General features: G+C 66.7%; 23 protein-coding genes. 7 read left to right on the top strand and 16 right to left on the bottom strand.

Features of this window, described 5'->3' with window-relative positions; genetic code table 11:
• Positions 1-5: 5 nt before the first annotated feature.
• Positions 6-1,148 (bottom strand): FAD-binding oxidoreductase, encoded by a 1,143-nt coding sequence (locus Q0Q36_RS19055; protein ID WP_293800369.1) that lies wholly within the window; start codon positions 1,146-1,148, stop codon positions 6-8.
• A 184-nt stretch (positions 1,149-1,332) separates the two neighbouring features.
• On the opposite strand from Q0Q36_RS19055, the gene Q0Q36_RS19050 reads away from it, so the two are divergent.
• The 4 genes from Q0Q36_RS19050 to Q0Q36_RS19035 are packed head-to-tail and all read left to right on the top strand — an operon-like array spanning position 1,333 to position 7,083.
• Entirely contained in the window at positions 1,333-3,396 is a 2,064-nt protein-coding gene (locus tag Q0Q36_RS19050; protein ID WP_293800367.1) for a hydantoinase/oxoprolinase family protein, read from the top strand.
• Between the two features lie 5 nt (positions 3,397-3,401).
• Complete coding sequence (locus tag Q0Q36_RS19045; RefSeq protein ID WP_293800365.1) at positions 3,402-5,390, top strand: hydantoinase B/oxoprolinase family protein; 1,989 nt, start codon at positions 3,402-3,404, stop codon at positions 5,388-5,390.
• Complete coding sequence (locus Q0Q36_RS19040) at positions 5,387-5,704, top strand: (2Fe-2S)-binding protein (protein ID WP_293800363.1); 318 nt, start codon at positions 5,387-5,389, stop codon at positions 5,702-5,704. Before Q0Q36_RS19045 ends, Q0Q36_RS19040 begins: the two co-directional genes overlap by 4 nt.
• Entirely contained in the window at positions 5,701-7,083 is a 1,383-nt protein-coding gene (locus Q0Q36_RS19035) for an FAD/NAD(P)-binding oxidoreductase (protein WP_293800361.1), read from the top strand. The genes Q0Q36_RS19040 and Q0Q36_RS19035 overlap by 4 nt, the downstream gene beginning before the upstream one ends.
• A 10-nt stretch (positions 7,084-7,093) precedes the next feature.
• Here the strand turns inward: Q0Q36_RS19035 and Q0Q36_RS19030 are convergent, their stop codons facing one another.
• From Q0Q36_RS19030 to Q0Q36_RS19005, 6 genes are all read right to left on the bottom strand, one after another.
• Positions 7,094-7,993 carry a LysR substrate-binding domain-containing protein gene (locus Q0Q36_RS19030; protein ID WP_293800359.1) on the bottom strand — a complete coding sequence of 300 codons (900 nt, stop codon included), beginning with the start codon at positions 7,991-7,993 and terminating at the stop codon, positions 7,094-7,096.
• 87 nt (positions 7,994-8,080) lie between these two features.
• Positions 8,081-9,391: an FAD-binding oxidoreductase gene (locus Q0Q36_RS19025; RefSeq protein ID WP_293800357.1), complete on the bottom strand. Its 1,311-nt coding sequence runs from the start codon at positions 9,389-9,391 to the stop codon at positions 8,081-8,083.
• Between the two features lie 11 nt (positions 9,392-9,402).
• On the bottom strand, positions 9,403-10,131 hold the full coding sequence (locus Q0Q36_RS19020; RefSeq protein WP_293800411.1) for an amino acid ABC transporter ATP-binding protein: 729 nt from the start codon (positions 10,129-10,131) through the stop codon (positions 9,403-9,405).
• Positions 10,132-10,133: 2 nt separating this feature from the next.
• A complete protein-coding gene (locus Q0Q36_RS19015; protein WP_293800355.1) occupies positions 10,134-10,790 on the bottom strand; it encodes an amino acid ABC transporter permease in 657 nt (218 codons plus the stop codon).
• Between the two features lie 21 nt (positions 10,791-10,811).
• Positions 10,812-11,558, bottom strand: a complete 747-nt coding sequence (locus Q0Q36_RS19010) for an ABC transporter substrate-binding protein (RefSeq protein WP_293800353.1) — start codon at positions 11,556-11,558, stop codon at positions 10,812-10,814.
• Positions 11,559-11,703: 145 nt separating this feature from the next.
• On the bottom strand, positions 11,704-13,029 hold the full coding sequence (locus Q0Q36_RS19005) for an FAD-binding oxidoreductase (RefSeq protein ID WP_293800351.1): 1,326 nt from the start codon (positions 13,027-13,029) through the stop codon (positions 11,704-11,706).
• A gap of 213 nt (positions 13,030-13,242) precedes the next feature.
• Here Q0Q36_RS19005 and Q0Q36_RS19000 point away from each other — a divergent pair, with 213 nt between their 5' ends.
• Positions 13,243-13,731 (top strand): Lrp/AsnC family transcriptional regulator, encoded by a 489-nt coding sequence (locus Q0Q36_RS19000; RefSeq protein ID WP_293800349.1) that lies wholly within the window; start codon positions 13,243-13,245, stop codon positions 13,729-13,731.
• 3 nt (positions 13,732-13,734) lie between these two features.
• Here Q0Q36_RS19000 and Q0Q36_RS18995 read toward each other — a convergent pair whose 3' ends face one another.
• The 7 genes from Q0Q36_RS18995 to Q0Q36_RS18965 form a co-directional block, all read right to left on the bottom strand.
• Positions 13,735-15,402 carry an ABC transporter ATP-binding protein gene (locus tag Q0Q36_RS18995; protein ID WP_293800409.1) on the bottom strand — a complete coding sequence of 556 codons (1,668 nt, stop codon included), beginning with the start codon at positions 15,400-15,402 and terminating at the stop codon, positions 13,735-13,737.
• Complete coding sequence (locus Q0Q36_RS18990) at positions 15,402-16,259, bottom strand: ABC transporter permease (protein WP_293800348.1); 858 nt, start codon at positions 16,257-16,259, stop codon at positions 15,402-15,404. The genes Q0Q36_RS18995 and Q0Q36_RS18990 overlap by 1 nt, the downstream gene beginning before the upstream one ends.
• Before the next feature lie 3 nt (positions 16,260-16,262).
• Positions 16,263-17,213: an ABC transporter permease gene (locus Q0Q36_RS18985; protein WP_265056952.1), complete on the bottom strand. Its 951-nt coding sequence runs from the start codon at positions 17,211-17,213 to the stop codon at positions 16,263-16,265.
• A gap of 89 nt (positions 17,214-17,302) precedes the next feature.
• Positions 17,303-18,916, bottom strand: coding sequence for an ABC transporter substrate-binding protein (locus Q0Q36_RS18980; RefSeq protein ID WP_293800347.1), 1,614 nt, complete (start codon positions 18,914-18,916; stop codon positions 17,303-17,305).
• 64 nt (positions 18,917-18,980) lie between these two features.
• Positions 18,981-19,697 (bottom strand): HAD-IA family hydrolase, encoded by a 717-nt coding sequence (locus Q0Q36_RS18975; protein WP_293800346.1) that lies wholly within the window; start codon positions 19,695-19,697, stop codon positions 18,981-18,983.
• A 292-nt stretch (positions 19,698-19,989) separates the two neighbouring features.
• Positions 19,990-21,366, bottom strand: coding sequence for an aspartate aminotransferase family protein (locus tag Q0Q36_RS18970; RefSeq protein ID WP_293800345.1), 1,377 nt, complete (start codon positions 21,364-21,366; stop codon positions 19,990-19,992).
• 14 nt (positions 21,367-21,380) lie between these two features.
• Positions 21,381-22,232 (bottom strand): GNAT family N-acetyltransferase, encoded by an 852-nt coding sequence (locus Q0Q36_RS18965; protein ID WP_293800343.1) that lies wholly within the window; start codon positions 22,230-22,232, stop codon positions 21,381-21,383.
• A 321-nt stretch (positions 22,233-22,553) separates the two neighbouring features.
• Between Q0Q36_RS18965 and Q0Q36_RS18960 the strand changes: the two genes are divergently transcribed.
• Entirely contained in the window at positions 22,554-23,222 is a 669-nt protein-coding gene (locus tag Q0Q36_RS18960) for a haloacid dehalogenase type II (protein WP_265056949.1), read from the top strand.
• 11 nt (positions 23,223-23,233) lie between these two features.
• Entirely contained in the window at positions 23,234-24,511 is a 1,278-nt protein-coding gene (locus Q0Q36_RS18955) for an FAD-binding oxidoreductase (protein ID WP_293800340.1), read from the top strand.
• A 233-nt stretch (positions 24,512-24,744) separates the two neighbouring features.
• Here Q0Q36_RS18955 and Q0Q36_RS18950 read toward each other — a convergent pair whose 3' ends face one another.
• Together Q0Q36_RS18950 and Q0Q36_RS18945 are read right to left on the bottom strand one after the other, a co-directional pair.
• Positions 24,745-25,716 (bottom strand): amino acid ABC transporter substrate-binding protein, encoded by a 972-nt coding sequence (locus tag Q0Q36_RS18950; protein WP_293800407.1) that lies wholly within the window; start codon positions 25,714-25,716, stop codon positions 24,745-24,747.
• Positions 25,717-25,813: 97 nt separating this feature from the next.
• The coding region (locus tag Q0Q36_RS18945) for an aldehyde dehydrogenase family protein (protein WP_293800405.1) at positions 25,814-25,912 on the bottom strand (99 nt) is incomplete at its 5' end.

The raw sequence follows: 25,912 nt of genomic DNA, 5'->3' as shown, positions 1-25,912 counted from the left end.
CGCTTTCAAGCCGCGGCGGGACTTCGGCCGCTGTCCGTGTCGGCGAAGCGCTCGATCCGGAAGTCGTGGAGCGGGATATCCGTCGTGCCCGTCGCGATCAATTCGGCCATCGTGTCGCCGACGCCCGGGCCGATCTGGAAGCCGTGCCCGCTGAAGCCGAAGGCGTGGAACAGCCCCGGCGTCGTGCCTGACGGGCCCATGACCGGCAGCATGTCGGCGAGATAGCCTTCGCAGCCCGACCAGGTACGGATTACCGAGACGTTCTCCAGCGCCGGCAGGAGCTGTCTTAGGGCGCGAAGCTGCGCCGTCAGGCGAGCCGGATCGGCCTTGGCGTGGCCGGGATCGAGGGGCACGTCGACCCGTTCGGCCGCGCCGCCGAAGACGATGTTGCCGCGCTCGACCTGACGGAAATAGGCGTCGGTTCCATGACGACGGGTCCAGATGCCGACAACCGGCAGGATGCGATGGGGCAGGGGCTCGGTGACGCCCATCTGCGGCCCGCGCGGGGTGAGGGGCACCGGCTCGCCGAACTGCGCGGCGATCCGCATCCCCCAGGCTCCGGCGGTGTTGAGGAGCTTGCCGGCCTCGAATACGCCCCTGGAGGTCGTCACGCGGAAACCAGCTTCGGTCCTGTCGATGCTGCGGACCTCGCATTCCTCGACGATCTCCGCGCCGAGCCGGCTTGCGGCGTCGGCGAAGGCTGGCGCGATGAGGCGCGGATTGCCGGAACCGTCATGCGGGGAAAACGAGGCGGCGATCGCTCCCGGGCCGAGGCCGGGAAAGCGCGCCCGAATCTCGTTTGCACCGAGTTCCTCGAGTTCCAGTCCCCAGGGCCGCGCAGCATCGGCATAGGTGCGCATATCGGCCAGCGCGTCCTCTTCGAAGATCAGCCGGAGGTGGCCGGTCGCGCGGAACTCCACGTCGCGGCCGAGCAGGCGCTCCGCCTCGCCCCAGAGTGCGCGCGAGCGATGCGCCAGCGGCAATTGCGTGAGGTGGCGTCCTGTCCGGCGGATATTGCCGAAGGAAGCGACGGTGGCGCCTGTTCCGACGCGGTTGCGTTCGATCAGCGTGACCTTCAGGCCGCGCCGCCGCAGGAAGAAGGTTGCCGCGGTTCCCATCAGGCCGCCGCCGAGCACGATCACATCCATGTCCAGCCTCTTGCCGCAGAGGCGGCAGATCTCCGTGTGATCGAACCTGGCGCGGACGCGCGGAGCCGTCAAAGACGCGATGGCCGACAGGCCATAAGTCCAGCCTATGGTCCTGCCTCGCATGTCTCTTGGACCGCATCGCGGCTTCCATGTCAGCTTCCGACCACCAGCAAGAGGAGCGGACATGGGCGGCGGAACTGTGCCGAGTGCGGACTGGAAGGTCGGCGTCGATATCGGCGGCACTTTCATCGATTTCTGCGCGCTTGAGACGCGTTCGGGCCAGGTCGCATCGTTGAAGGTCTTGACGACGCCTGACGATCCGGGCGCCGAGCTGATGACCGGCCTTTCGCTGCTGGCCGAGCGTGAGGGCCTCGATCCGACGGCGGTCACTCGCTTCGTCCATGGCACCACGGTCGGCGTGAATACCATCATCCAGCGCAAGGGCGCGCCGCTGGCGCTCTTCACCAATGCCGGCTTCGAGGACGTCATCGAGCTGGCGCGGCTGCGCATGCCGGAGGTCTATTCGCTCTTCTGCTCCCGCCCCGAGCAGCTCATCACTCGCGACCGCATCTTCGGCATTCCGGCCCGGATGCGCTCGGATGGGCGCGAGACGGTGAAGCCCGATCTCGACGCGGTCGCGGCCGCTATCGCTTCGGCCAGGGCGCGTGGAGCCGTCGGTATCGTCGTCGCCTTTCTCCACGCCTGGCGCGACGGCGCCCAGGAAGAGGCGGTGAAGGCCGAGATCGCGCGGCTGGCTCCGGAGCTCTTCGTCTTCACCTCGGCGGAGGTCTGGCCGGTCATCCGCGAATACGAGCGGACGACGACGGCGATCCTCAACGCCTATGTGCATCCGCGCATTGCCGGCTACCTGACGGCGCTGGAGCAGCGGCTGGCGGATCGTGGCGTACCGGCACGCGCGCTTCTGACCAAGTCGAATGGCGGCGTCATGAATGCCGCGGAGGGCAAGCGCGCCTGCGTCTCCATGCTGCTTTCCGGCACGGCTTCGGGCGTGATCGGCGCAACCTGGTTCGCCCGGCAAGCCGGCGAGAAACGCGTGCTGACGCTCGACATCGGCGGCACCTCCGCCGATTTCGCTCTCATCATCGACGGCGAGCCGCAATACGGCACCGGCGAGATGATCGGCGAGTTTCCGCTATACATCCCGTCCGTCTCGGTCAGCTCGATCGGAATCGGCGGCGGCTCGATCGCGACGGTCGACGGGCAGGGCGTGCTGCGCGTTGGCCCGGAATCGGCCGGCTCCACGCCCGGCCCGGCCTGTTACGGGCGCGGCGGCGAGCAGGCGACCGTCACCGACGCCATGGTGGTCTGCGGCTGGCTCGGCCATAGCGAGATGGCCTATGGCCAGCTGAAGATGGATGCCGGCCTTGCCCGCGCCGCCGTCGGGCACTTGGCCGACAAGCTTGGCCGTTCTCTCGACGACACCGCGCAGGCGATCCTCGACATTGCCGTCTCCGAGATGTTCGTCGAGGTCGAGAAACTGTCCTCACGGGCCGGCGTCGACCTCAAGGACTTCACGCTGATGCCGTTCGGCGGCGGCGGCCCGATGCTAGGCGCCTTCCTTGCGCGGGAGCTCGGCATGAGCCGGGTGCTGGCGCCGCGCCGGCCGGGCGTCGTCTCGGCGCTGGGCGGGCTCGTTGCCGATCTGCGCGGCGATTTCGTCCGCACGCTTTTCGCCGAGCTGTCCGCCACGGTGTTGCCGCAACTTAAGGCGGCGTCGGCTGCGATGGTTCAGGAGGGCCGAAGCTGGCTTGCGGCCCAAGGCCATGCCGGCCCGGCCGATCTCAGGTTCTCGGCGGATATGCGCTATGTCGGCCAGAGCTACGAGATCGAGGTCCCCCTGCAGCCGGCCTGGCTCGAAGCCGGTGATCCGGCGGCGATCGCGGGGGAATTCCACCGGACACACCAGCGAATCTACGATTTCGACGATCCTGATGGCCGCATCGAAATCGTCAATCTGCGGCTCTCGGCCATCGGCGCCGGCCCCAACCTGTCCTTTCCCGAAACCGCGGAAACGGATGCGGTTGCCGTCCCGGAGCGCGAGCTGACGATCCACACGGGCGGGGAACGAAAGGCCGTCGGCCTCTACCGTCGTGCCGACCTGCCGCCCGGCAGCCGCTTCGCAGGCCCGGCCGTCGTCGCCCAGGAGGACACGACGGTCGCCATTCCTGCCGGCGCCACCGCGCGGATCGATGGCCATCTCAACCTTCATCTGACTTTCGCGGAGTGATGCCGATGTTCGACCGGATGAAGCTTCAGGTGCTCGCGAACCATGCGCGCGCCGCCGCCGAGAACATGGCGCATACGTTGCACCGCACGGCCCATTCCGCCTTCGTCAAGGAGACGGAGGATTTCACGGTCATGCTGATCAGCCGCAGCGGCGACACCTTCGCCGTGCCGATGGAGTTGGGCGCCACCTGGTATCCGGGCCTGTCCTGGGCTCCGGCGATCAAGATGATCGGCGACTACAAGCCCGGCGATGTCGGCTTCACCAACGATCCCTATGCCTGCTTCGTCGCTACCCACGCGCCCGATACCCATCTCTGGAAGCCGGTCTTCCATGAGGGCGAGATCGTCGCTTGGACCGGCGGGCATATCCACAACACCGACATGGGCGGCGCGGTGCCGGCCTCGCTGTCGCGGGCGCTGACCGAGATCCATCAGGAAGGCATCCGCTTCCCGCCGATGAAGCTCGTCAACGAAGGGGTCTTCGACGAGCAGATCCTCAGGATCATGACGACGAATGTCCGCAAGCCGGACCTGAACATCGGAGACATCAAGGCGCTGGTCGGCGCGCTGAACACCGGCGAGCGCAAGGTCCTGGCCATGATCGAGAAATTTGGGCGCGAGGGGTTCCTCGGTGGCGTCGAGGCACTGCTCGACCAGGCCGAGGCGCAGGCGCGCGAGGTGCTGCGCGGCATGCCGGACGGAACCTGGGAGTTCGCCGATTATGCCGACGAGGATTCGGTCGAGGCCAATCCCTGCCGCCTCAAGCTCAAGCTCACTATCCGCGGCGACGAGGCGGTGCTGGACTTCACCGGCTCCGACCCGCAGCTCGCCTCCTCGCTGAATGTGCCGAGCGGCGGCAACCCGCGACACACGATCCTGCTCGTCGGGGTCTATTACGTCCTCTACACGCTGAACCCGAAGATCCTGCTCAATACCGGATTGACGCGCCCCTTCACCTGCATCGCGCCGGAGGGGACGGTGCTGAACCCGGTCTTCCCCGCGGCAGTCGGCATGCGCTCGCTGACCTGCGCGCGGTTACGCTCGGTGATCTTCGGGGCGTTCTCGCAGGCGGTGCCGGAGCGGCTGCCCGCCGCGCCTGCCGGCAACAACTGCATCGTCAACGTGATGACGACGGACGAGCGCACGAGCCGGACCGTCATCGCCGCGGTCAACCCGGTGGTGGGCGGCGGCGGCGGCATGCCGCATCGTGACGGCACCAACGGCTCCGGGGCTGACGCGGCCTATCTCAAGAACACGCCGATCGAGATCACCGAGACCGAGACGCCGGTGGAGTTCGTCAAATACGGGCTGGCCAAGGACAGCGGCGGTGCCGGGCGCTGGCGCGGCGGGCTTGCCACCGAAATGGCGTTTCGCGTCTTCGCGCCGGACAGCCGCATCACCGCTCGCAATCGCGACCGCAGCTTCTTCCGGCCCTGGGGCGTGCTGGGCGGGAGGGCGGCGGGCCTTTCCGACATGGTGGTCAATCCAGGCCAGCCGGAGGAGCGGCGGCTCGGCAATATCGACACCGCTGTCCTGCAGCCCGGCGACGTGCTGGAAATCCGCTCGGCGGGCGGCGGCGGCCGTGGCCATCCCTTCGACCGGGAGGCTTGGCGTGTGGCGGAGGATGTCGTGCGCGGCTATGTCTCGCCGGAAGCGGCGGAGCGGGATTACGGCGTCGTCATGCAGGGTGAGGTGTTGGACGAAAAGGCAACGAAGGCGCGGCGCGCCGAGCGCTCGCCGGTATCCGGTCATTTCCATTTCGGCCCGGAGCGTGACGGCTATGAGGCGCAGTGGACGCGGGACGCCTATGACAGGCTCACGGTCTTGCTTGCCGGCCTGCCGATCCACTGGCGCTTCTTCGCCAAGACGGAGATATTCCGCCGCATGAAGGGCCGGGTTGGCGCTCAGGGCGTCGACGAAGCCTTTGCCGCAGCCCGGGTCCGCTTCCCGGAGATGCCGGAGCCTCGGCCCTCCTTCGCCGAGGCGGCCGAATGAGCGTGGCTGCGGGAGAGGCCGCGGGGCGGCTGGTTCGACTGGCAGAGACGGATCGTCCGCCCTTGCGCTTCTTCCTCGATGGCGTCCAGCGGGGAGCCCTGACGGGTGACACCGTGCTCAGCGCCGTGCTCTCGGTCGCGCCGGCCCTGCGCCGCTCGGAATTCGGTCCGGAAGCGCGTGCAGGCTTCTGCCTGATGGGCGCCTGCCAGGACTGCTGGATCTGGCAGGAGGATGGACCGAGGCTGCGGGCCTGTTCGACGCCGCTGATCGAAGGCATGCGCCTCCTGTCCGATGCTCCGGGGGAATGGCCGTGAGCGACGCAACGGGACCTCGGGTCGTCGTCGTCGGGGCGGGGCCGGCCGGCATCCGGGCTGCCGAGGCGCTGGTCGCCGGGGGCCTCACGCCCATCGTCATCGACGAAGGCGAACGTGCCGGCGGCCAGATCTATCGGCGACCGCCGCAGGGCTTCACGCGTCCGCCCGAGGTCCTCTATGGCTCGGAGGCCGGCAAGGCCGTCGCGCTGCACCGGACCTTCGATTCCCTGGCGGCGGCGGGCCGCCTCGTTCATCATTCCCGCAGCTCCGTCATCGCCATCGCGGACGGGCGATTGCAGGTGCTTGATGGCACGGGCTCGCGCTGGATTTCCTATGACCGTTTGATCCTTGCCACCGGCGCGATGGATCGCGTCTTGCCTGTGCCGGGCTGGGAGACTGCCGGGGTCTACGGGCTCGGCGCGATGCAGATCGCGCTAAAGGCGCAAGGAGCCGCCCTGGGGCGGCGCATCGTGTTGGCCGGCACCGGCCCGCTGCTCACCCTGCTTGCTGTGCAATTGCTGAAGGCTGGCGCGCAGGTCGCGGCGGTGCTCGATACCTCATCCATGCGCCAGCAATTGCGCGGCTTCTCCGGTCTCGCGGCGCGGCCGCTCTTTGCCCTGCGCGGGCTGATGATGCGTCGCAGCCTTGGTCGGCTCTACCATGCCGGCGTCCGGCTGGATCGCATCGAGGCGGATGAGCGCGGCCCGGTCGCCGCGCTCTGGCGCGATGGAGCGGGCCGGGAGCAGCGCACGCCTTGCGATGCGGTCGGCCTCGGCTGGCACCTGCGGGCCGAGACACGCCTCGCGGACCTCGCCGGATGCGACTTCGCCTATGATGAGACCTGGCGGCAATGGCTGCCGCAGGCCGATGCCATGGGGCGGGCGGGACGCGGCGTCTATCTCGCCGGCGACGGCCTCAGGATACTCGGGGCCGACGGGGCAGAGGTCGCAGGGCGCCTTGCCGCTGTGGCCTGCCTGCAGGATCTCGGCTTGCCGGCTGCCGGTGTTTCGTCGGAGAAGCGGCGCCTTGCCCGGTTCAGCCGCTTTGCGCACGGCGTAGCGCAGGCCTTTCCCTGGCCGTCCCACGCCGCGACCGGATTGCCGGATGAGACGGTGGTTTGCCGTTGCGAAGGCGTGACGGCCGGCGAGTTGCGCAAGACCGCCGATTTCGGTGGAGGCGAGGTCAATCGCGTCAAATCGCTCGGGCGCGTGGGGATGGGGCGCTGTCAGGGCCGCTACTGCGAGCTCGCCGCGTCGGAAATCGTCGCTGGCAGCGCGGGCCATGCCTGCGCGGCTGCGGCGGGCCGGTTGCGCGGGCAGGCGCCGGTGAGGCCGGCCCCAATCTCTGCCCTGCTCCAGGATTCGGCGGGCAACGGATAGGATCGAGTGCTCATGCGTCGGGAGCGCGATTGAGATCCCGGCAGGCCGCCCGCAGGCAATCACGCATCAATTCGTGGCTCGCCGAGAGCGGCCTGTCGTTGCTAGTCAGGATGGCGATGGGCACCTCGATCCGGGGCTCGAAAGGCCGGGTCACGACGCCGTTGAACTGTTCCCATGGCAGCAGGCTGTCGACGATGGCGATGCCGAGACCGTCGCGCACATAGGGCAGGGCCGTGATCGACAGGTCGATTTCGATCGCCGGCGCATAGGCGAAGTCCTCCGCCTCGGCCGAGGCTGCCAGCAAGCGCCCCGGCAACGTGTCGGCGCGATACGATATCAGCGTTTCGTCGAGGATATCGGCGAAGCGGACGCGATCGAGCGCGGCCAGCCGATGCTCGGCCGAAACGACGCAGACCAGCGTGGCGCGCCCCACCGTCTCGGCATGGATTCCCGCATGTGGCAGGTTGTTCATGGCGATGCCCAGCGACACCTCGCCACTGCGCAGCATCTCGACGATGGATGTCTGCGAGGCGATGAGCGAGCGCACCACGATCTCCGGATGCTCCTCACGAAACGCGGTCAGCGCGCGTGGCACGATCGACATGGAAGGCGGGGCCGATGCAGCGAGCCGGACGAGCCCGGTGCGGCCATGCCGCATGTCGATCGTCCGGCGGCGGAGCGCATCGAGCTCTCCGAAGATGTGCTCGGCCTGGGAGTAGAGCTCCTCCGCCTCTTGCGTCGGCACCAGCCGGCCGCGCACGCGGTTGAACAGCTTGAAGCCGAGCTGATCCTCGGCATGGAGGAGGATCTGGCTCAGCGCCGGCTGCGAGATGTTCAGCATCGCGGCCGCGCCGGTGACAGTGCCGCAGCGCATCAGTGTGCAGAAGACTTCGAGTTGGCGCGCCCGCATCTGTCGTCCCATCAACGGCGATAGCGCAGACATCGCCGCCGCCAGCGTGGATGTCCAGCCTCAAGCGCCGCTGGGCATCTCCCCGCTCTATCGCTGGTCCCAGCGATCCCGCATTTCGTAGAAGAGCACGGCCAGCGGCAGGAACCAGGGCTTGCCGTAATAGAGCGGGCGGCTGCGGAAGGGCAGATCGGCATAGGCGCTGGGCCACTCCGTGCTGCCCAGCATGCGTTGCGCGATCTTATGGCCGAACCAGCTCGCCCGCGCGATGCCGGTGCCGTTGTAGCCACAGGCGTAGAAGACGCCCTCCTGCTCGCCGAGATGCGGCAGCTTGTCGAAGGTGAAGCCGGTCTGACCGTGCCAGTAATGCGTGATCGGCGTCCGTTCGAGCTCGGGGAAGACCTGCAGCATTTGCTTCCGCAGATGCGCGGCATTGGCGTGGGCGACATTCTCGCCGTTCACCTTGAGGACGCGACCGCCGAAGAGAACCCGCGTCCCGTCCGGGGAGGGACGGTAATAGGTCACGACGCGCTGGCTGCCGGCCAGCATGCGCCGCTTCGGCATAAGGCGATCCATAACCTCGGCCGGGAGCTGTCCGGTCGCGATCAGCGCGCTGCGGATCGGAATGATCCGCCGTTGCAGGAAGGGCAGGAGCGCACCGGTATAACCGTTGGTCGCGACGAGCAGCTGCTTTGTTGCGATCTTTCGCTCGCCGACCGAGAGATCGAACCCACCCGCCTGCCGCGAGATCGCTGTGACCCGTGCGCCGCTGACGACCTGCACGCCGAGCCGGCGCGCAGCTTCAGCGAGGCCGGCGACATAGCGCGCCGGGTGCAGGCCGGCATAACCGGGCATGGCGAGGCCACCATGATAAAGCTCGGTGCCGATTTCGCCCTGCTGTTCGCTACGCGGCACCAGATAGGCATCGCAGGGCATGACCTGCCGAATGCGGTCGAGATTGCGCCCCATCGCCTCGTAGAGCCGCGGCGTCATTGCGCCCCTGAAGTAGCCGACCACCGCGAGATCGCAGGCGATGGCCTCGCGCGCCACGACATCCTTGACGTGCTGCAGGGCCAGAAAGCTTTCCGCGACGATGGCGCGTGCTTTGTCCGGCCCGTAGGCCATTGCGGTGTCGAAGGTGGCCCAGCCGGGGCCGAGCATCCCGCCATTGCGGGAGGAGGCGCCCCAGCCGGGCGCTTGCGCGTCCAGCACGGTCACCTGCTTGCCGGCACGCGCCAGGGTCAGCGCGGCGTTGAGCCCGGTGAAGCCGGCGCCGACGATGGTGACCTCGCTTTGCGCCGGCAGTTCGGCTGGGGACTGTGGCACAGGCCTCGCCGCATCCCACCAATAGGGCGTGTCGACCGCGTCGTCGCTGAAGAACGGACCGGACAGGCGTGCCATGCGCGAAACCCTCAGGACGGCAGGATGCGCCGCAGGAAATCCTGCGTGCGCGGATGCTGTGGCCGGCTCAGCACTTCGTCGGGCGGGCCTTGCTCGACCAGAACGCCGCCATCGAGGAACAGCACGCGGTCCGCGACCTCGCGGGCGAAGCCCATCTCATGGGTGACGACCACCATCGTCATGCCCTCGTCGGCGAGAGATCGCATGACGGCGAGGACCTCGCCGACCAGTTCCGGATCGAGCGCCGAGGTCGGCTCGTCGAACAGGATCGCGTCGGGCTTCATGCCGAGCGCGCGTGCGATCGCGACGCGCTGCTGCTGGCCGCCGGAGAGCTGGGCCGGGTAGGCATCGATCTTGGCGCCGAGCCCGACCCGCGTGAGCAACTCGCGCGAGCGCGCCAGAACCTCCTCGCGCGGCTCCTTCTTCACGAAGATCGGGCCTTCCGCGACGTTTTCGAGCGCCGTCCGGTGGGGGAACAGGTTGAAGCGCTGGAAGACCATGGCGACGCGTGCCCGCACCTGCCGGATGCGCGACGAGCCCGTGTCGACGCGCTCGCCATGCACCGTGATCTCGCCACCCTGGTAGGTCTCCAGCCCGTTGATACAGCGCAGGAGCGTCGACTTGCCCGAGCCGGACGGCCCGATGATGCAGACCACCTCGCCCTTCTCGACCGAGAAGGAGACGTCGTGGATGACCTCGACCGTGCCGAACGACTTTCTGATGTTGCGCAGTTCGATGATGCTCATCGGGCCTGCCTCATGCGGCGTTCGAGCCAGGCGTTGAAGGCCGTGAGCGGCAGGCTCATGGCGAGGTAGATCAATGCAACGAGCGTGAAGATCGTGGTGTTCTCGAAGGTCGAGGACGCCAGCAGCTTGCCCTGCAGCGACAGCTCAGCGACCGTGATCGTCGAGGCGAGAGAGGAATCCTTGAGCAGCATGACCATCGTGCTGCCATAAGGCGGCAGCGCCACGCGGATCGCCTGGGGCAGCACGACACGCCGCATCAGCAGGTCCCAGCCCATGCCGATCGAGAGCGCGGCTTCCGTCTGCCCGCGGTCGATCGCCTCGATGCCGGCCCGGAAGACTTCCGCCATATAGGGCGAATAGGCGATGCCGAGGCCGATGATGGCGGCCTGCACGGCACTGAGCGACAGGCCCAGATCAGGCAGCACGAAATAGATGTAGAACAGGGTGACGATGCCGGGGATGCCGCGCACGACCACGATGATCGTGCGCGCCGTCCAGGCGAGCGGCGCGATGCCGCTCACCCGCATGAAGGCCCAGACCAGGCCCAGTACCGTCGCGAGGACGAAGGCGCCGAGCGTGACCAGCAGAGTGAGGTAGACGCCCTGCATCAGGATCGGCAGGTACGTCGGAACCTGGCTGAGAAAATGCGTCATGGCTGAGGAAATGGCGCGCGCTCAGAGACCCCATTTCTTCAGGATCGTGTCGAAGCGGCCGTCCTTCTTCATGTTCGCGAGGCTGGTGTTGATCTTCGCCAGCAGTTCGGCATTGCCCTGCTTGACGGCGATGTTGATCGGGCCCGGCACGGACGGCTTGTAGGACTTGACCAGCCGCAGTTGCGGGAAACGTCCCTGCGCGAGGTTGTAAGCCAGGATCGGGTAGTCGCCGATGCCGGCGTCCAGGCGGCCGTTGGAGACGTCGCGCAGGATGTCGGGCAGGCTGTCATAGGCGTTTACCTCGGCCGGTGCGCCGGATGCCTTGAGGGCGTCGATATAGCGTGTGCCGATCTGGCCGCCGACCTTCTTGCCCTTGAGATCCTCGAAGCCGACATAGTCCTTGGCGTCGTCGGACTTGACCACCAGGCCCTCGCCATAGGCGTAGACGTCCTGGCTGAAGTCGACGACCTTGGCGCGCTCCGGGGAGCCGTACATGGCGGCGGAAATGATATCGATCTTGCCGGAGGTGAGCGCCGCGATCAGCGTCGAGAACTGCATCGGCTGGATCTCGACCTTGAAGCCGGCATCCTTGCCGATCTCCTCGATGACATCGACCATCATGCCCTGGATGGTGTTGGTCTTCGCGTCGAGGAAGGTGAAGGGTGTGCCGGTGGGCGTAGAGCCGACCTTGTAGACCGTCTGCGCCTGGGCTGTCGCAGCAGCGACCATCATGCCGAGCGCGGCAACCGTTGTTCTGAACCCGATCATCCCGTTCCCCTGTGTTGCTTCGTGGTCACCCGGTCGTCCACGCCGGGCCATGCAGCATCCGTACCTGTCGGAGCGAGCGACAAGACGAATTCGTGACGGACCCATAAGACGGACTTATGCGGCCCGATGCGGGGCAGGGTGGCTTCTAGAACTCGGCCACCTTGCCGAAGGCGGAGCCCTCCAGTCGCTCAGGTCGATAGGGCCGGGGGTCGAGGATCGGCTTCGCGCCCGTGACGATATCCGCGATCATGTGGCCGGCGCCGGGACCGATGCCGAAGCCATGGCCGCTGAACCCGGCGGCGACGATGAAGCCGGGCAGGCCGGCAAGCTCGCCGATGGCGGGCACGCCGTCCGGCGTCGAGTCGATATAGCCAGCCCAGCGCGCCGCGACCGGCACGGATTTGAGGGCCGGCAGCAGGGCCTGCGCGCGCGCATGGGTCTCGGCGATCTGGCGCGGGTCGGGCGTCGGGTCGAGGATGCGCCTGGCCTCCATCGGCGTGGGCGCGTCGAGCTTCCAGCGGCCGAGCGTCTCGTGGCCGGATTTCCAGCCTTCGAGCCCGCCGATCGCAAGGCTGCGCCAGCGCCGCAGGAACATCGGCACGAACTGGCGGGCGAAGCGCAGTTGCTGCGGCGTGGGGTCGACGCGGGCCCCGCCGCTGATCGCCAGCGTATAGCCGCCGTCGCCGCGGCGGGTGACCGAGACTGCGGCCGTATGCAGCGCCTCCGGCAGGCCGGCAGCGCCCGGCCCGACCGAGAGAATCGACGACCGGACAGAGGATTGCGGGAAACGGATGCCGTATTGATTGAGGAAGGAGGAGGCCCAGGCGCCGCCTGCGTGGACGACCGTCTTGGTGCGGATGGTGCCCTTCTCGGTCACGACGGCCGAGACACGCCCGCCCATCGTCTCGAGGCCGCGCGCGGCGCAGAACTGGTGCACGCTGCCGCCGGCCTTGAGGATGCCGCGCGCGATCACCGGCGCGGCGCGGGCGGGATCGGCCGTGCCGTCCGTCGGCGAGAACACGCCGCCTTTCCAGCTTTTGCCGGTCGCGCTGCCTCGCGCCGACGCTTCGTCTGGGGACAGCATATGGGTGACGACGCCTTCGCCAATGGCGAAGTCGCGCCATTTCGCCCAGCCGGCGAGCTGCGAGTCGTCGTCGCTGAGGTAGAGCAGGCCGCAGCGACGGAAGCCGAGATCTTCTCCGATCTCTTCGGCGAAGCGATCCCAAAGCGTGAGGCTCTCCGTTGCCATCGGCAGCTCGCGGGCATCGCGATTCTGCTGCCGGCACCAGCCCCAGTTGCGGCTCGACTGCTCGGCACCGATGCGGCCCTTCTCGACAAGCGCGACCTTCAGGCCGCGGCGCGCCAGATAGTACCCGGCGCAGACGCCGACGATGCCGCCACCGATGACCGCGACATCGGCGCTCTCGGGCAGGGCGGGGCTGGTCTCGATCTCGAACAGTGGCGCCGGCATCACGATCTCCTTGCGGAGGCGAGACTATCTGCCTGCCGGCGGGCATGTGCACCGCAGATCGGATCGCCACGGCATTTCCTTCGGTTTCGACAGGCCAATTCTGTCATCGCCTGCGCCCGGCGCCTGTTAGACACTGCGAAGCGTTCACGGCATGATCTGCTGTCGCAGCGCCGCGACGCGCGGCGCAATCATCTGTCGATCGAGGTGGGACCCATGAAGCTTGATCAGATCGACATCAAGATTCTCTACGAACTGCAGAAGAATGGCCGGATCACCAATGTCGAGCTGGCCGAGCTGGTGAATCTGTCGCCGAGCCCCTGCCTGATGCGGGTCAAGAAGCTGCAGCAGGACGGCTACATCACCGGCTATTCCGCCCGCATCAATATCGGAAAGCTCGGCCAGACTCTGACGGTCTTCACCGAAGTGACGCTGAAGAACCACCGGCAGATCGATTTCGCACGCTTCCTCGCCGCCATCGAAAAACTCGACCAGGTGATCGAGTGCCATCTGGTCTCGGGCGGCTACGATTATCTCGTCAAGTTCGTGACCAGCGGCATTATCGAGTACCAGACGCTGATGGAGCGGCTGATCGACCTCGATATCGGCATCGACAAGTATTTCAGCTTCGTCGTGCTGAAATCGCCGATCGTGAAACCGCATATGCCGCTGACCAGCCTGTTTCCGGTCACGGCGACGAACTGAGTTTCAGCGTTTCGCGAAGGCGGCGACGAGTTCCGGGTCGCGTTCGAGCTTGTCGAGCCAGCTCGGGTCGAGCTTCGGCACCGAGGACATTAGCAGCCGCGCATAGGGGTGGCCGCCTGCTTTGCCGACCTGATCGGCCGGCAACTGCTCGACCTTCACGCCGCGATACATGACCGCGACCTCGTCGCAGATCGCCTGTACCGTCGTCAGGTCGTGGCTGATGAAGAGATAGGACAGGCCGAGCTCGCGCTGCAGGTCCTTGAGCAATTCGATGATTGCCGCCGCCACCACGGTGTCGAGCGCGGAGGTGATCTCGTCGCACAGGATGAGTTCGGGATCGGCGGCGAGCGCGCGTGCCAGGTTCACGCGCTGCTTCTGCCCGCCCGACAATTCGCTCGGCAGCCGGTGCTTCAGGGCGCGAGGCAGGTGTACGAGCTCGAGGAGCCGGTCGATGCGTGTGTCGCGGGCGGCGCCGCGCAGGTCATGATAGAAGGTGAGAGGCCGGCCCAGGATGTCTTCGATCGACTTGGCCGGGTTGAGCGCGGTATCGGCCGACTGGAAGACGATCTGCAGCTTGCGCAATTCATCGGCGCTGCGGTCCTGCGCGCGGGGTGCCATCGGCTTGCCGTTGAAGGCGATCGTGCCCGAGGTGGGCGGGATGATGCCGGCGATGCAGCGCGCGAGCGTCGATTTTCCGCAGCCGGATTCGCCGATGATGCCGAGATTGCGGCCACGCTCCAGCTTGAAGCCGACCTTGTCGACAGCCAGGATCAGCGGGGTCCCGTCCGCCTGCAGCTTGCCGTAGCCGGCACTGACCGAGTCGAGCTCCAGCACGGGGCGAGGAGTCGTGCCTTCCGGGCTCGCCACCTGTGCGGGCGCGCGCCCGGGAGGGGCGAAGGCAGCGAGCAGTTCCTGGGTATAGGGGTGTGTCGGCGCCGACAGGATCTGCGCGGTCGCACCGATTTCCTGGATGACCCCGCCCTTCAGGACGACGATGCGGTCGGCGATCTGCGCGACGACGGCCAGATCGTGCGAGACATAGACGCCGGCCATCCGGCTCTGGCGCATCACGGATTTGAAGGCGCGCAGGACCTCGATCTGCGTGGTGACGTCGAGGGCCGTCGTTGGCTCGTCGAAGATCACCACCTTCGGGTCGCCGATCAGGGCCATGGCCGCCGAAAGGCGTTGGAGCTGGCCGCCGGAAACCTGGTGCGGATAGCGCCCGCCGATCGTCTCGGGCGAGGGCAGGGAGAGCGCACGGAAAAGATCCACCGCCTTGGCCTCGGCCTCGGCACGCGGCATCAATTCATGGATGCGGGTGATCTCGATCACCTGGTCCATGATGCGCTGCGCCGGGTTGAAGGCGGCGGCCGCGCTTTGCGGCACGTAGGACACTGCGACGCCACGGACCTTGGCCCGCTCCTTCTCGGACAGTGCGGCCATGTCGCGGCCGTCGACGCGCACGTTTCCGCCGGTGATGCGGCAGCCCGCGCGGGTGTAGCCGAGCAGGGTCAGCGCGATCGTGGTCTTGCCCGAGCCGCTCTCACCGATCAGCGCGACGATCTCGCCCGGCGCGATCTCGAAGCTCACGCCCTTGATGATCTCGACGCGCCGGCCGGCATCGGTGGTCGCCTCGACCTTGAGGTCCCGGATTTCGACGAGAGAGCCCATCATTCGCTCCGGTCGCGGATTTTCTGCGGCAGGTTGTCGATCAGCATGTTCACCGCGATCGTCAGGCTGGCGATGGCGAAGGAGGGCGCCATCACGGCCGGCGCGCCGAAGGGCAGGCCGCCGATATTCTCGCGCACCAGCGAGCCCCAATCCGCCTCCGGCGGCTGCACGCCGAGGCCGAGGAAGGACAGGCCGGACAGGAGCAGCACGATGAAGACGAAGCGCAGGCCCACATCGGCCAGCACGGGCCCGATGATGTTGGGCAGGATCTCGGCGCGGATCAGGTAGCTCAGTTTCTCGCCGCGAATGCGCGCCACGGTGACGAAATCCGCGGTGTTGACGTTGACGGCCAGCGCCCGGGCGAAGCGATAGGAACCGGGCGTGTAGATGATGCCGAGGATCAGCATCAGCACGGGGATCGACGAGCCGACGCCGGCGACGGCAACGAGCGCAAACAGCTTGCTGGGGATAGAGCTCAGGGCATCGACGAAGCGGCTCAACGCCGTATCGAACCAGCCGCCGGTCACGGCCGCCGCCATGCCGAGCGTGACGCCGATGGTGCAGGCGATCAGCGTTGCCGCCAGCGAGATGCCGACCGTGTAGCGCGCGCCGAAGAGGATACGCGAGAGCATGTCGCGCCCGAGATAGTCCGTCCCGAGCGGAAACTGCAGGCTCATCGGGCCGAAATAGTCGGTGTCGACGATGTCGCTGATGCCGTGGGGCGTGACATAGGGCGCGAGGATCGCGACCGCCGCCCAGGCGAGGATGACGATAAGGCTGATCCAGCCCGTGAGGTTGAACCGATACCCCGCGCGGCGCGGGCTGGCGGCTGTCGTGTTGGCTGCGTCGATGGCCATGGGTCAGCGCAATTTCGGGTTCGACAGGATGGCGATGACATCCGCCGTCGTGATCAGGAGCAGGTAGACGGCGCAGAAGATCATCGCGCAGCTCTGGATGAGCGGCAGGTCTCGCGTCGAAACGGCGTCGACCATCAGCTTGGCGATGCCGGGATAGTTGAAGATCGTCTCGACGATGATGACGCCGCCGAGCAGATAGGAAAGCGACAGCGCTACGGCGTTGACGATGGGGCCGAGCGCATTGGGCAGCGCATGGCGCAGCACGACCCGCGGGCGAGAGGCGCCCTTGAGCTGAGCCATTTCGACATAGGGCGTGTTCAGTGCCTCGACAACGGCGGCGCGCGACATGCGGATCATCTGGGCCGAGATCACGAAGCTCAGCGTGAAGACCGGCATCGCATAGATGCGCAGCATCTCGCCGAAGGAGTGGACGTCCCGCGCGAAGGACAGCGCCGGCAGCCATTTCAGCCAGACCGCGAAGATCAGCACTCCGGCGGTCGCGATCATGAATTCCGGCACCGAGATCACCATGATCGTCGCCATCGTGACCGAGCGGTCGTAAACCGAGCCGCGCAGCATGGCGGAGGTGATGCCGAGCGCGAGCGCGATCGGAACCGAAAACAGCGCTGTCGCCGCCGCGAGCTGGAGCGAATTGCCCAGGCGCCCCGCGACCAGCTCCGCGATCGGTCGGTTATTGGCGTAGGAGATGCCGAAATCGCCTGTCAGCATCCCGCCGAGCCAGCGGAAGTAGCGCAGGATAGCCGGGTCGTTCAGGTGCATCGCCGCGCGCAAGCCCGCCACGGCCTCAGGCGTCGCCGCCTGGCCGAGCAGCACCTCTGCCACGTCGCCGGGCAGGATCTGGGTGGCGCAGAACACCACGAAGGAGACGATCAGCAGCGTCAGCAGTGCGACGAGCAGCCGTCCGCCCAGCAGGGACAACAGGTGAAGGTTCATCGACGCTCCCGCAGCTGACACCTCCGATCGGAGTGTGGCACGAAATGCGGGCCGGACGCACGCGCCCGGCCCGCAGGAGAAGCAGGGCTTTAGCCTTCGAGCCAGACGTATTCGGCGAAGGCGTAGCCCATCATGCCGCCGAGCGGGTTCGGGAGCAGGCCCTTGAGCTTGTTCGAGATGGCGTCGACGTTGGAGATGTAGACCGGGATCGCGGTGCCGGCCTCGTCGGCGATCATCACCTGCATCTCGCCGTAGATCTGCTTGCGCTTGGCCTCGTCGAGCGAGCCGCGCGCCTCAAGCAGCATCCTGTCGAACTTCTCGGACTTGTACTGGCTCTCGTTCCACGGCGCCGTGGAGGCGTAGAGCAGCGAGAACAGGATGTCCGGCGTCGGCCGCGGGTTGATGTTGCCGAAATGGACCGGGGCCTTCAGCCAATAGTTCGACCAGTAGCCGTCCGAGGGAACGCGCTGAATGTCGAACTTCATGCCGATGGCGTTGCCGGCCTGCTGGACGAGCACGGCCATGTCGACCGAAGAGCCGGCAGCGTCCGAGGCGACGATCGGGATCGACTGGCCGAGAACACCGGCCTTCTGGAAGAGCGCCTTGGCCCGCTCGGGGTCGAACGCCTTCGGCTTCAGGTCCTTGTTGTGATAGACGTTCATCGGCGGAACGGGCTGGTCGTTGGCGATCTCGGCGAGGCCGCGCAGCGCCGATTTCTGAATCTGCTCGCGGTTGAGCAGATACTTCATGCCCGCCACGAAATCCGCCTTGTTGCCGGGCGCCATGTCCAGCCGCATGTTGAGGTTTGTGTAGTTGCCGGTCGTGGTCTTCGACAGCACGACGTTCGGCTGGCTCTCGACCAGGCGCATCGAGCGCGGGTTGATCGCTGCGGCGAGCTGGATATCGCCGGAGAGCAGCGCGTTGACGCGCGCCGTATCGTCGGTGATCGCGAAGAACTCGAAGGAGTCGAGGTTCGCGCCGCCGGGCTTGAAGTAGTTCTTGTTCCTGACCGCGATCGAGCGCACGCCGGGCTCGAAGTTCTCGCAGACGAAGGCGCCTGTGCCGTTCGCCTTGGCGAAGTTCGTGGTGCCGTCGGCGATGATCATGAAGTGGTGCGTCGACAGGATGGTCGGCAGGTCGCCGTTGGGCGCCGCCAGCGTGATCTCCACGGTCAGCGGGTCGACCGCCTTGAACTCGGTCATCTGCTTGGCGAGCGAGTTCGACTTCGAGCCGACGGCCGGGTCGAGATGGCGCTTCAGCGAGTAGATGACGTCGGCCGAGGTCAGTGGCTTGCCATCATGGAAGGTGACGCCCTTCTTGAGCGTGACAGTCCAGACCTTGGCGTCCTTGGTCTCGAACTTGTCGGCGAGCTCCATCTGCAGCTTGCCGTCGCCGTCCAGGAAGGTCAGGCGGTTGTAGAAGGCGCAGCAGCGGACATAGTCTGTCGAGAGCGAGGCCTTGGCCGGATCAAGCGTGTCGGCGGTCGAGGAGGACCAGCCGGCAGCCTTCAGGTTGCCGCCCTTGACCGGCGTCGCCGCGAGCGCAGAGGTGGCACGCGCCAGCACGAGGCTGCTGGCGGAAGCGGCAAGGCCGCCGGCCATCAGCATCTGCAGGAGGTCGCGGCGGCTTGCGCCGCGGCGGATTGAATTCTCGACGATGGCGTCGTCGGCGCTCGTCCAGCTGGAAGAAATCTTGTCGGTCATGCGAATTCCCCTCTTCTGATTTGCGCCGTTGCTTCGGCGTTGGTCTTCTTCGTTGCGGGTTTCTTCAGGCTACCAGACTGTCCTCGACGGCATCGGCGAGCGCACCCATCGAGGTGAAGTGGAAGTCGGGTTCGGTGAAGCTTTCGGGCTCGATCGTGCCGCCATAGCCAGGCTGGGCGTGGCGCCGCTGGATCCAGCAATTGGTCAGGCCGAGCTTCCGGGAGATTCCGATGTCGTGATACTGGCTCTGCGCGACATGCAGGATCTGCTCGCGCGAGCCGCCATCCTTCTCGACGAAGGCGAAGACCTGCTCGAAGAAGGCGGGGTCCGGCTTTTCCGTACCGGTATCGTCGACGGTGAAGCCCGCATAGAATGGGTTGCCGAGCGCGCGGGAAAAATGCGCGAAGGCCCAGCACTGAGCGTTGGTCATGGCGATCAACTTGTAGCGCTTCGACAAGCGGGCAAGCGCGTCGACGCTGTCCGGGAAGGGGCGCCAATCCTTGACGGCGTCGCGCAGGCGCTGCCCGCGGCTCTCGCCTAAGGGCAGGCCGAGCTTCGGCGCGATGACGCCGTAGACGCGGGCGAGATCGTCCGGGAAGTGCTGGACATCGGGCATGTAACGGGCTGCCCGGTAGAGACTGAGGGCTTCCTCGCCATCGAAGGGCACGCCGGCTTCGCGGGCGATTGCCGCCAGGCAATCGACAAGGCCGCCCTCGAAATCGATGAGGGTGCCCACGACGTCGAACGTCATATAGCGGAAGTCGCCGAAACTCTTAGCCATCGCCTCTCCGCTTCTCCCGCCGGTCGCTGGCGGGAATCCGTGGTCGTCAGCAAGCGCAGTCGCATCGTCATCGGGCTGTTCGGCCGCTGGTCGTGACGGTTGCGCTCTATTCCCCTGGCCGGTCTCCGTCGGCCATGAGGGAGTTTCCCATTGCTGGCTCGCCGGATACGCTGAATGTCGAAAACCGCGCGGCACAAAATTCCGAATTCGCAGCCTTCGCGGAATCTCGGCTTCGGGAGGCGGCCGTGGGATTGACCCAGCGTCCGCCCCTCCTTCACGGGGCCTCGCGGCGTCACGCCATCGCGGCGCGCACATCCGGATCGGCCAACGTCTCGTCGAGCGTCGCGCGGGTGCGTTCGACGATCGCATCGATCTCGGCGTCGGTGCAGCACAGCGGGGGGGCGTAGCCCAGCACGCCGTTGCCGAAGGCCCGAATGACAAGGCCCTTGTCCCAGGCGCGGTCGAAGATGCGCTGGGCCGGCGCGGCAGCGGCCGGCAGCGGCGTCTTCTTCGCCTTGTCGGTCACGAGCTCGACGGCGGCCAGCATGCCGCGGCCGCGCACGTCGCCGACGAGAGGATGATCGCGGAGGTTTCCGAGGCCTGCCATCAGGCGCGCGCCGGCCTTGCGGCCGTTGTCGAGCAGGCCGTTCTCGTAGAGCCTGAGCACCTCGAGACCCACAGCGGCGCTGACCGGATGGGCGGAATAGGTGTAGCCGTGGCCGACCGCGGCCGCGCCCGAGCCGTCCGCGATGACGTCGTAGACCTCCTGCGACATCAGTACGGCGCCCATCGGCACATAGCCCGAGGTCAGTCCCTTCGCGACGGTCATCAGGTCGGGAACGATGCCCTCGTCCTCGCAGGCGAAGAGCGGGCCCGTGCGCCCGAAGCCAGTGATGACCTCGTCGGCGACGAAGAGGATGTCGAGCTCGCGGCAGAGCTCGCGCATCGCCTTGACCCAGCCGGGCGGCGGGACGAGCACGCCGCCGGAGCCCTGGATCGGCTCGCAATAGAAGGCCGCGACGCGATCCGCGCCGCCCACGGCCTCGACCTTGGCCTTGAGGGCGGCCAGCGAGGCGGCGATGACGGCCTCCGGCGCCGAGCCCGCCGGGTTGCGGTAGGTGTAATGCGACGGAATCTTGTGCTGCCAGTCATAGGGCACACCGAAGCCGGCATGGAACGCGGGCAGGGCGGTGAGGCCGGCGCCGACGGTCGAGGAGCCGTGATAGCCCTGCTCGATCGAGATGAACTGGTCCTTCTGCGGCTTGCCGCGGGCCTGCTGGTAGTAGCGGATGAAGCGGACCGTGCTGTCGACGGCGTCGGAGCCGCCGAGCGTGAAATAGACGCGGTTCAGGTCGCCCGGCGAACGCTCGGCGAGTTCGGCCGCCAGACGGATGGCGGGCTCGGAGCCGAGGCCGAAATAGCCCGTCGCATAGGCAAGTTCGCGCATCTGGTTCGCAGCCACCTCGACGATGCTCTCATGCCCGTAGCCGGCATTCACGCACCACAGCCCGGCGAAGCCGTCGATGAGCTGCTTGCCGGACGCGTCGGTGATGGTTGCGCCCTTCGCCGAGCGTAGCACGCGCACGCCGGCCTTCTCATGGCCGCGATAGGAGGCGACCGGGTGAATCCAGTGTTCGCGATCGAGTTCGATCAGGGAATTGCTCAACATGGCGGTTCTCCAGACTATCCGAGCGCCTGACTGGCGAGAGCGAAGGGTTTGGCGGGGCCGGGCGGCTGCCGGCCGGCCGGCTTGCGGCGCATGGCGATGCCGCCGCCGACGCCCACGAGGCCGCGCGCGGAAAGCCATGGCGAAAGCTCATGCCATTCGGCCGTGTCGACGCGCAGGAAGGCGCCGGGGCGGCTGGCGATCAGGAAGCTCAGGAGGCTCTGCGCCTGTTCCAGCGTATTTGCGACGACCGGGCCGATCACCTCGCCGCGGCCGAATGGGCGCAGCGCGGCATAGCCGACGCTTCGGCCGGCATCGCGCAGGACGACCATTCGCCCGGCCTCGGTCAGGAGCCGGAGCAGCGGGCGGCGGTCCATCCCCTGCGCCTCCAGGTCGAGCGCGGCGACTGAGGGGAAATTCTCCGAACCGACCCATTCCAGCTCGACGGCGTCGTTCGCCGCATCCGCCGGCAGCGGGGCGGGAATGCCCTGGTGCTGGCGGATTTCGTGCGTCGCCTTGAATCCCAGTTTCTCATAGAGAGGCAGCCCATCCGCGGTTGCAGTGAGGCGGCATTCGCGGGCGCCGCAGGCCTGCAGGGCGGCATCCATGAGCTTCCGGCCAAGGCCCCGCCCGCGCATGCTGGCTGCGACGATCACCATATTCACGGTGGCGCAGTTGTCTCCGAATGGCGTCAGCATCGCGGTGCCGACCACCACATCGCCCTGGAGCGCGACGAAGCCGTGGCTGAGAGCCAGGAGCATCGCCCAGTCCTCGCGCCGGTGGGGCCAGCCCGCCTCGCGCGAGAGCAGAACGGCGCCATCGAGATGGCGTTCGTCGAAGGCGACGAGATCGATCGTTTCCTGGTCCATGATGCTTCGCTTCTTATCCGTTGCTTCATGGATAGGCGGTGCGCCGGCGCAGTTGCTCCTGAGGAACGGCGCCGGGCGATATCTTCGACCGTAGGAATGCGCGGCGACCGCATGGAATGCCACGAACGCCGGAAAGGGGCCGGCAATCGGGGAGCGAGGTGGGTCTCCACTGCGATGCGGGCGGAACTCTCTGCCATAGCCTCAAGGGCGGACGGCAGTTTGTGCTTCCCGTCGCGGGCAATGCGGTGCTCGCGCCGTTCCGGCCCCGGCTATGATCCTGGCTAACGGATACAACCGTTTCGCCACAGGGGATTTCCGCGGATGACCGTCATCAAGCCCAAATTCGTGACCTTCGACTGCCACGGCACACTGATCTATTTCGCGATGGATAAGGCTGCGCGCGCGCTTTACGGCGACAAGCTGGACGAGCCGGCGATGCGCACCTTCATCACGAATTTCTCGGCCTATCGGCTCGACGAGATCCTCGGCGACTGGAAGCCCTATGAAGAGGTCGTCTACAATTCGCTGGAGCGGACCTGCCGCCGGAATGGCGTCGCCTTCCGCCCCGAGGATGCGCGCTGGGTCTACGAGCAGGTGCCGACCTGGGGGCCGCATGCGGACGTGCCGGAAGGCCTCGCCAAGGTGGCGAAGGAAATCCCGCTCGTCATCCTGTCCAATGCCATGGACGACCAGATTCCGCATAACGTCGCCCGGCTCGGCGCGCCTTTCCATGCCGTCTACACGGCCGAGCAGGCGCAATCCTACAAGCCGCGCATGAAGGGCTTCGAGTACATGTTCGACATGCTGGGCTGCGGGCCGGAGGACGTCTGCCACGTCTCGTCCTCGTTCCGCTACGACCTGATGACCGCGCATGATCTCGGGATCAAGAACAAGGTCTGGGTCAATCGCGGGCACGAGCCGGCGAATCCCTATTACGGCTATACCGAGATCAAGGACATTTCGGGCCTGCCCGGCGTGTTCGGGCTCTGAGGCCCCGGCCGATGCAATTCAAATCCTATTGGCATGACACGGCCAACAGCTTCACCGGCGCCGCCAAGGGGCCGGTCGAAGGCAGTTATGACGTGGCCGTCGTCGGTGGCGGCTTCACCGGCCTCGCCGCAGCGCGCCAGCTCGCCATGGCCGGGGCGAAGGTCGTGGTGCTGGAGGCGGAAAGCGTCGGATACGGAGCGTCCGGCCGCAATGGCGGCCATCTCAACAACGGCCTCGCCCATAGCTTCATCGCCGCCAAGGCGGCGCTCGGCAGGGAGCGTGCGGTGGCCCTCTACAGGGCCTTCGACGATTCCGTCGACACGATCGAGCGGATCGTCGCGGAGGAGGGCATCGACTGCTCGTTCCGGCGGGCCGGCAAGCTCAAGCTGGCCTCCAAGCCGGAGCACGTCGCCTCGCTCACCCGCAATTTCGAGGTGCTGCATCGCGAGGCGGATCCCGACACGGCCATGTTGAGCCGGGCCGAGCTCGTGGGTGAGGTCGGCTCCGACGCGTTCCATGGCGCGATGCTTTCGAAGAAAAGCGCCATGATGCATATGGGCCGCTTCGTAACAGGCTTGGCCGCGGCGGCCGCCGGGCACGGCGCGGTGATCCATGAGCGCGCGCCCGTGACCGAGCGGCGGCTGGAAGGTGGGCGGCATGTCCTCCAGACGCCGCGCGGAAGCGTGTTGGCGAAGGATGTGCTGGTGGCGACGGGGGCCTATACCTCCGGGCCCTTCTCCTGGTTTCGGCGCCGAATCATTGCGGTCGGCTCGTTCCTGATCGCGACGCGGCCGCTGAGCGAGGCCGAGGTCGCGGCGACCATGCCGAGCAACCGTACGGCCGTGACCTCGCTCAATATCGGCAACTATTTCCGCCTCGCGCCGGACAACCGGCTGATCTTCGGCGGGCGGGCGCGTTTCTCCGCGACGTCCGACCAGACCTCCGACGCGAAGAGCGGTGCCATCCTGCGCGCGAGCCTTGCCGGCATCTTCCCGCAGCTCAAGGATGTCGATATCGACTATTGTTGGGGCGGGCTGGTCGACATGACCAGGGATCGCTATCCCCGCGCCGGCTACGAGGACGGCGTCTGGTATGCGATGGGCTATTCCGGCCACGGCGCGCAGATGTCGACGCATCTGGGCATGATCATGGCCGATGCGATCCTCGGCCGCCCCAATCGCAATCCGCTCGAGGGGCTGTCCTGGCCGGCGGTGCCGGGCCATTTCGGCAAGCCCTGGTTCCTGCCGCTGGTGGGCATGTACTACAAGATGCTCGACCGGATTCAGTGAGCGCAGAGGCGCGCGGGGACCCTGCGATAGCGAAAACGTTGATTGGCACGCCCCTCGGTGCAGGGCGTGCCATTTTCGTTATTGTCGCAAAGCTGAAAGCTTCGCGGGGTTGTGAAGCATCGGCCTGAAAATTGTCATGCGATTTTCGGAACAGCCGATGCAGATCGGATGACCTCGAGTATCGGGCTGAATGTTATATTCGGCCCGATACCTTAAGATGCTGCCTGCGTCCTTCAGCGGACCGGCGGAGCGTATTGCAGGCCGCCCTCGGTCCAGAGCGCGTTCTTGCCGCGCGCGATCTTGAGCTCGGAGCCCTGGCCGACATTGCGCTCGAAGGATTCGCCGTAGTTTCCGACGAGCTTGACGATGCGGTAGACCCAGTCGTTGGTCAGGCCGATACCCTCGCCGAACTTGCCCTCCACGCCGAGCAGGCGGCGGATCTCCGGATTGTCCGACTTCCGCATCTCGTCGACATTCGCCTTGGTGACGCCGAGCTCCTCGGCGTTCAGCATGGCGTCGAGCGTCCACTTCACCAGATTGAACCATTGCAGGTCGCTGCTGCGGACGACAGGGCCGAGCGGCTCCTTCGAGATCAGCTCGGGCAGGACGACGGCCTCCTCCGGCTTCACCAGCTTCAGCTTCAATGCGTAGAGGGCCGAGGAATCGTCGGTCAGCGCATCGCAACGGCCGGATTCGAAGGCCTTGATCGCCTCGTCGCCCTTGTCGAAGGTGACCGGCTCGTACTTGATCTTGTTCTTGCGGAAATAGTCGGCGACGTTGAGCTCGGTCGTCGTGCCCTGCTGCAGGCAGATCGAGGCGCCGTCGAGCTTGCGGGCGGTGTCGATGCCGAGTTTCTTCTGCACCAGGAAGGCCTGCCCGTCATAATAGTTCACGCCGGCGAAGGTCAGGCCCAGCGTGGTGTCGCGCGACATCGTCCAGGTCGAGGTGCGGGAGAGCAGGTCGACCTCGCCGCTCTGGAGCGCCGTGAAGCGATCCTTCGACGAGAGCGGCGTGAACTTGACCTTCATCGGATCGTTGAAGATCGCAGCCGAGATGGCACGGCACAGATCGACGTCGAGGCCGATCCATTCGCCTTTCGCGTCGGGAATCCCGAAGCCGGCGAGTCCGGGGCTGACGCCGCAAATCAGGTCGCCGCGGCTTTTCACCGTGGTGAGCGTCGTGGTTTGGGCTTCGGCGGGCGCGATCGTCGCCGAGACAGTAAGTGCCAGTAGTGCGGAAGCTATGATTTTCACGGTAGTCCCCCTTGTTTCGTCAACTCTGTGAAGCCGACCCTGCTGCTCGTCAAAGCCCGCCAATATGGAAGGCCTTGACCTCGAGATACTCCTCGATGCCGAGCTGCGAGCCCTCGCGGCCGAGGCCCGACTGCTTGACGCCGCCGAA

The organism is uncultured Allobosea sp. (assembly GCF_945957345.1).
In the GTDB taxonomy this organism is placed as follows: domain Bacteria; phylum Pseudomonadota; class Alphaproteobacteria; order Rhizobiales; family Beijerinckiaceae; genus Allobosea.
The sequence above is the reverse complement of the archived record's forward strand: the minus strand, read 5'-3'. Positions and strand labels throughout refer to the sequence as shown.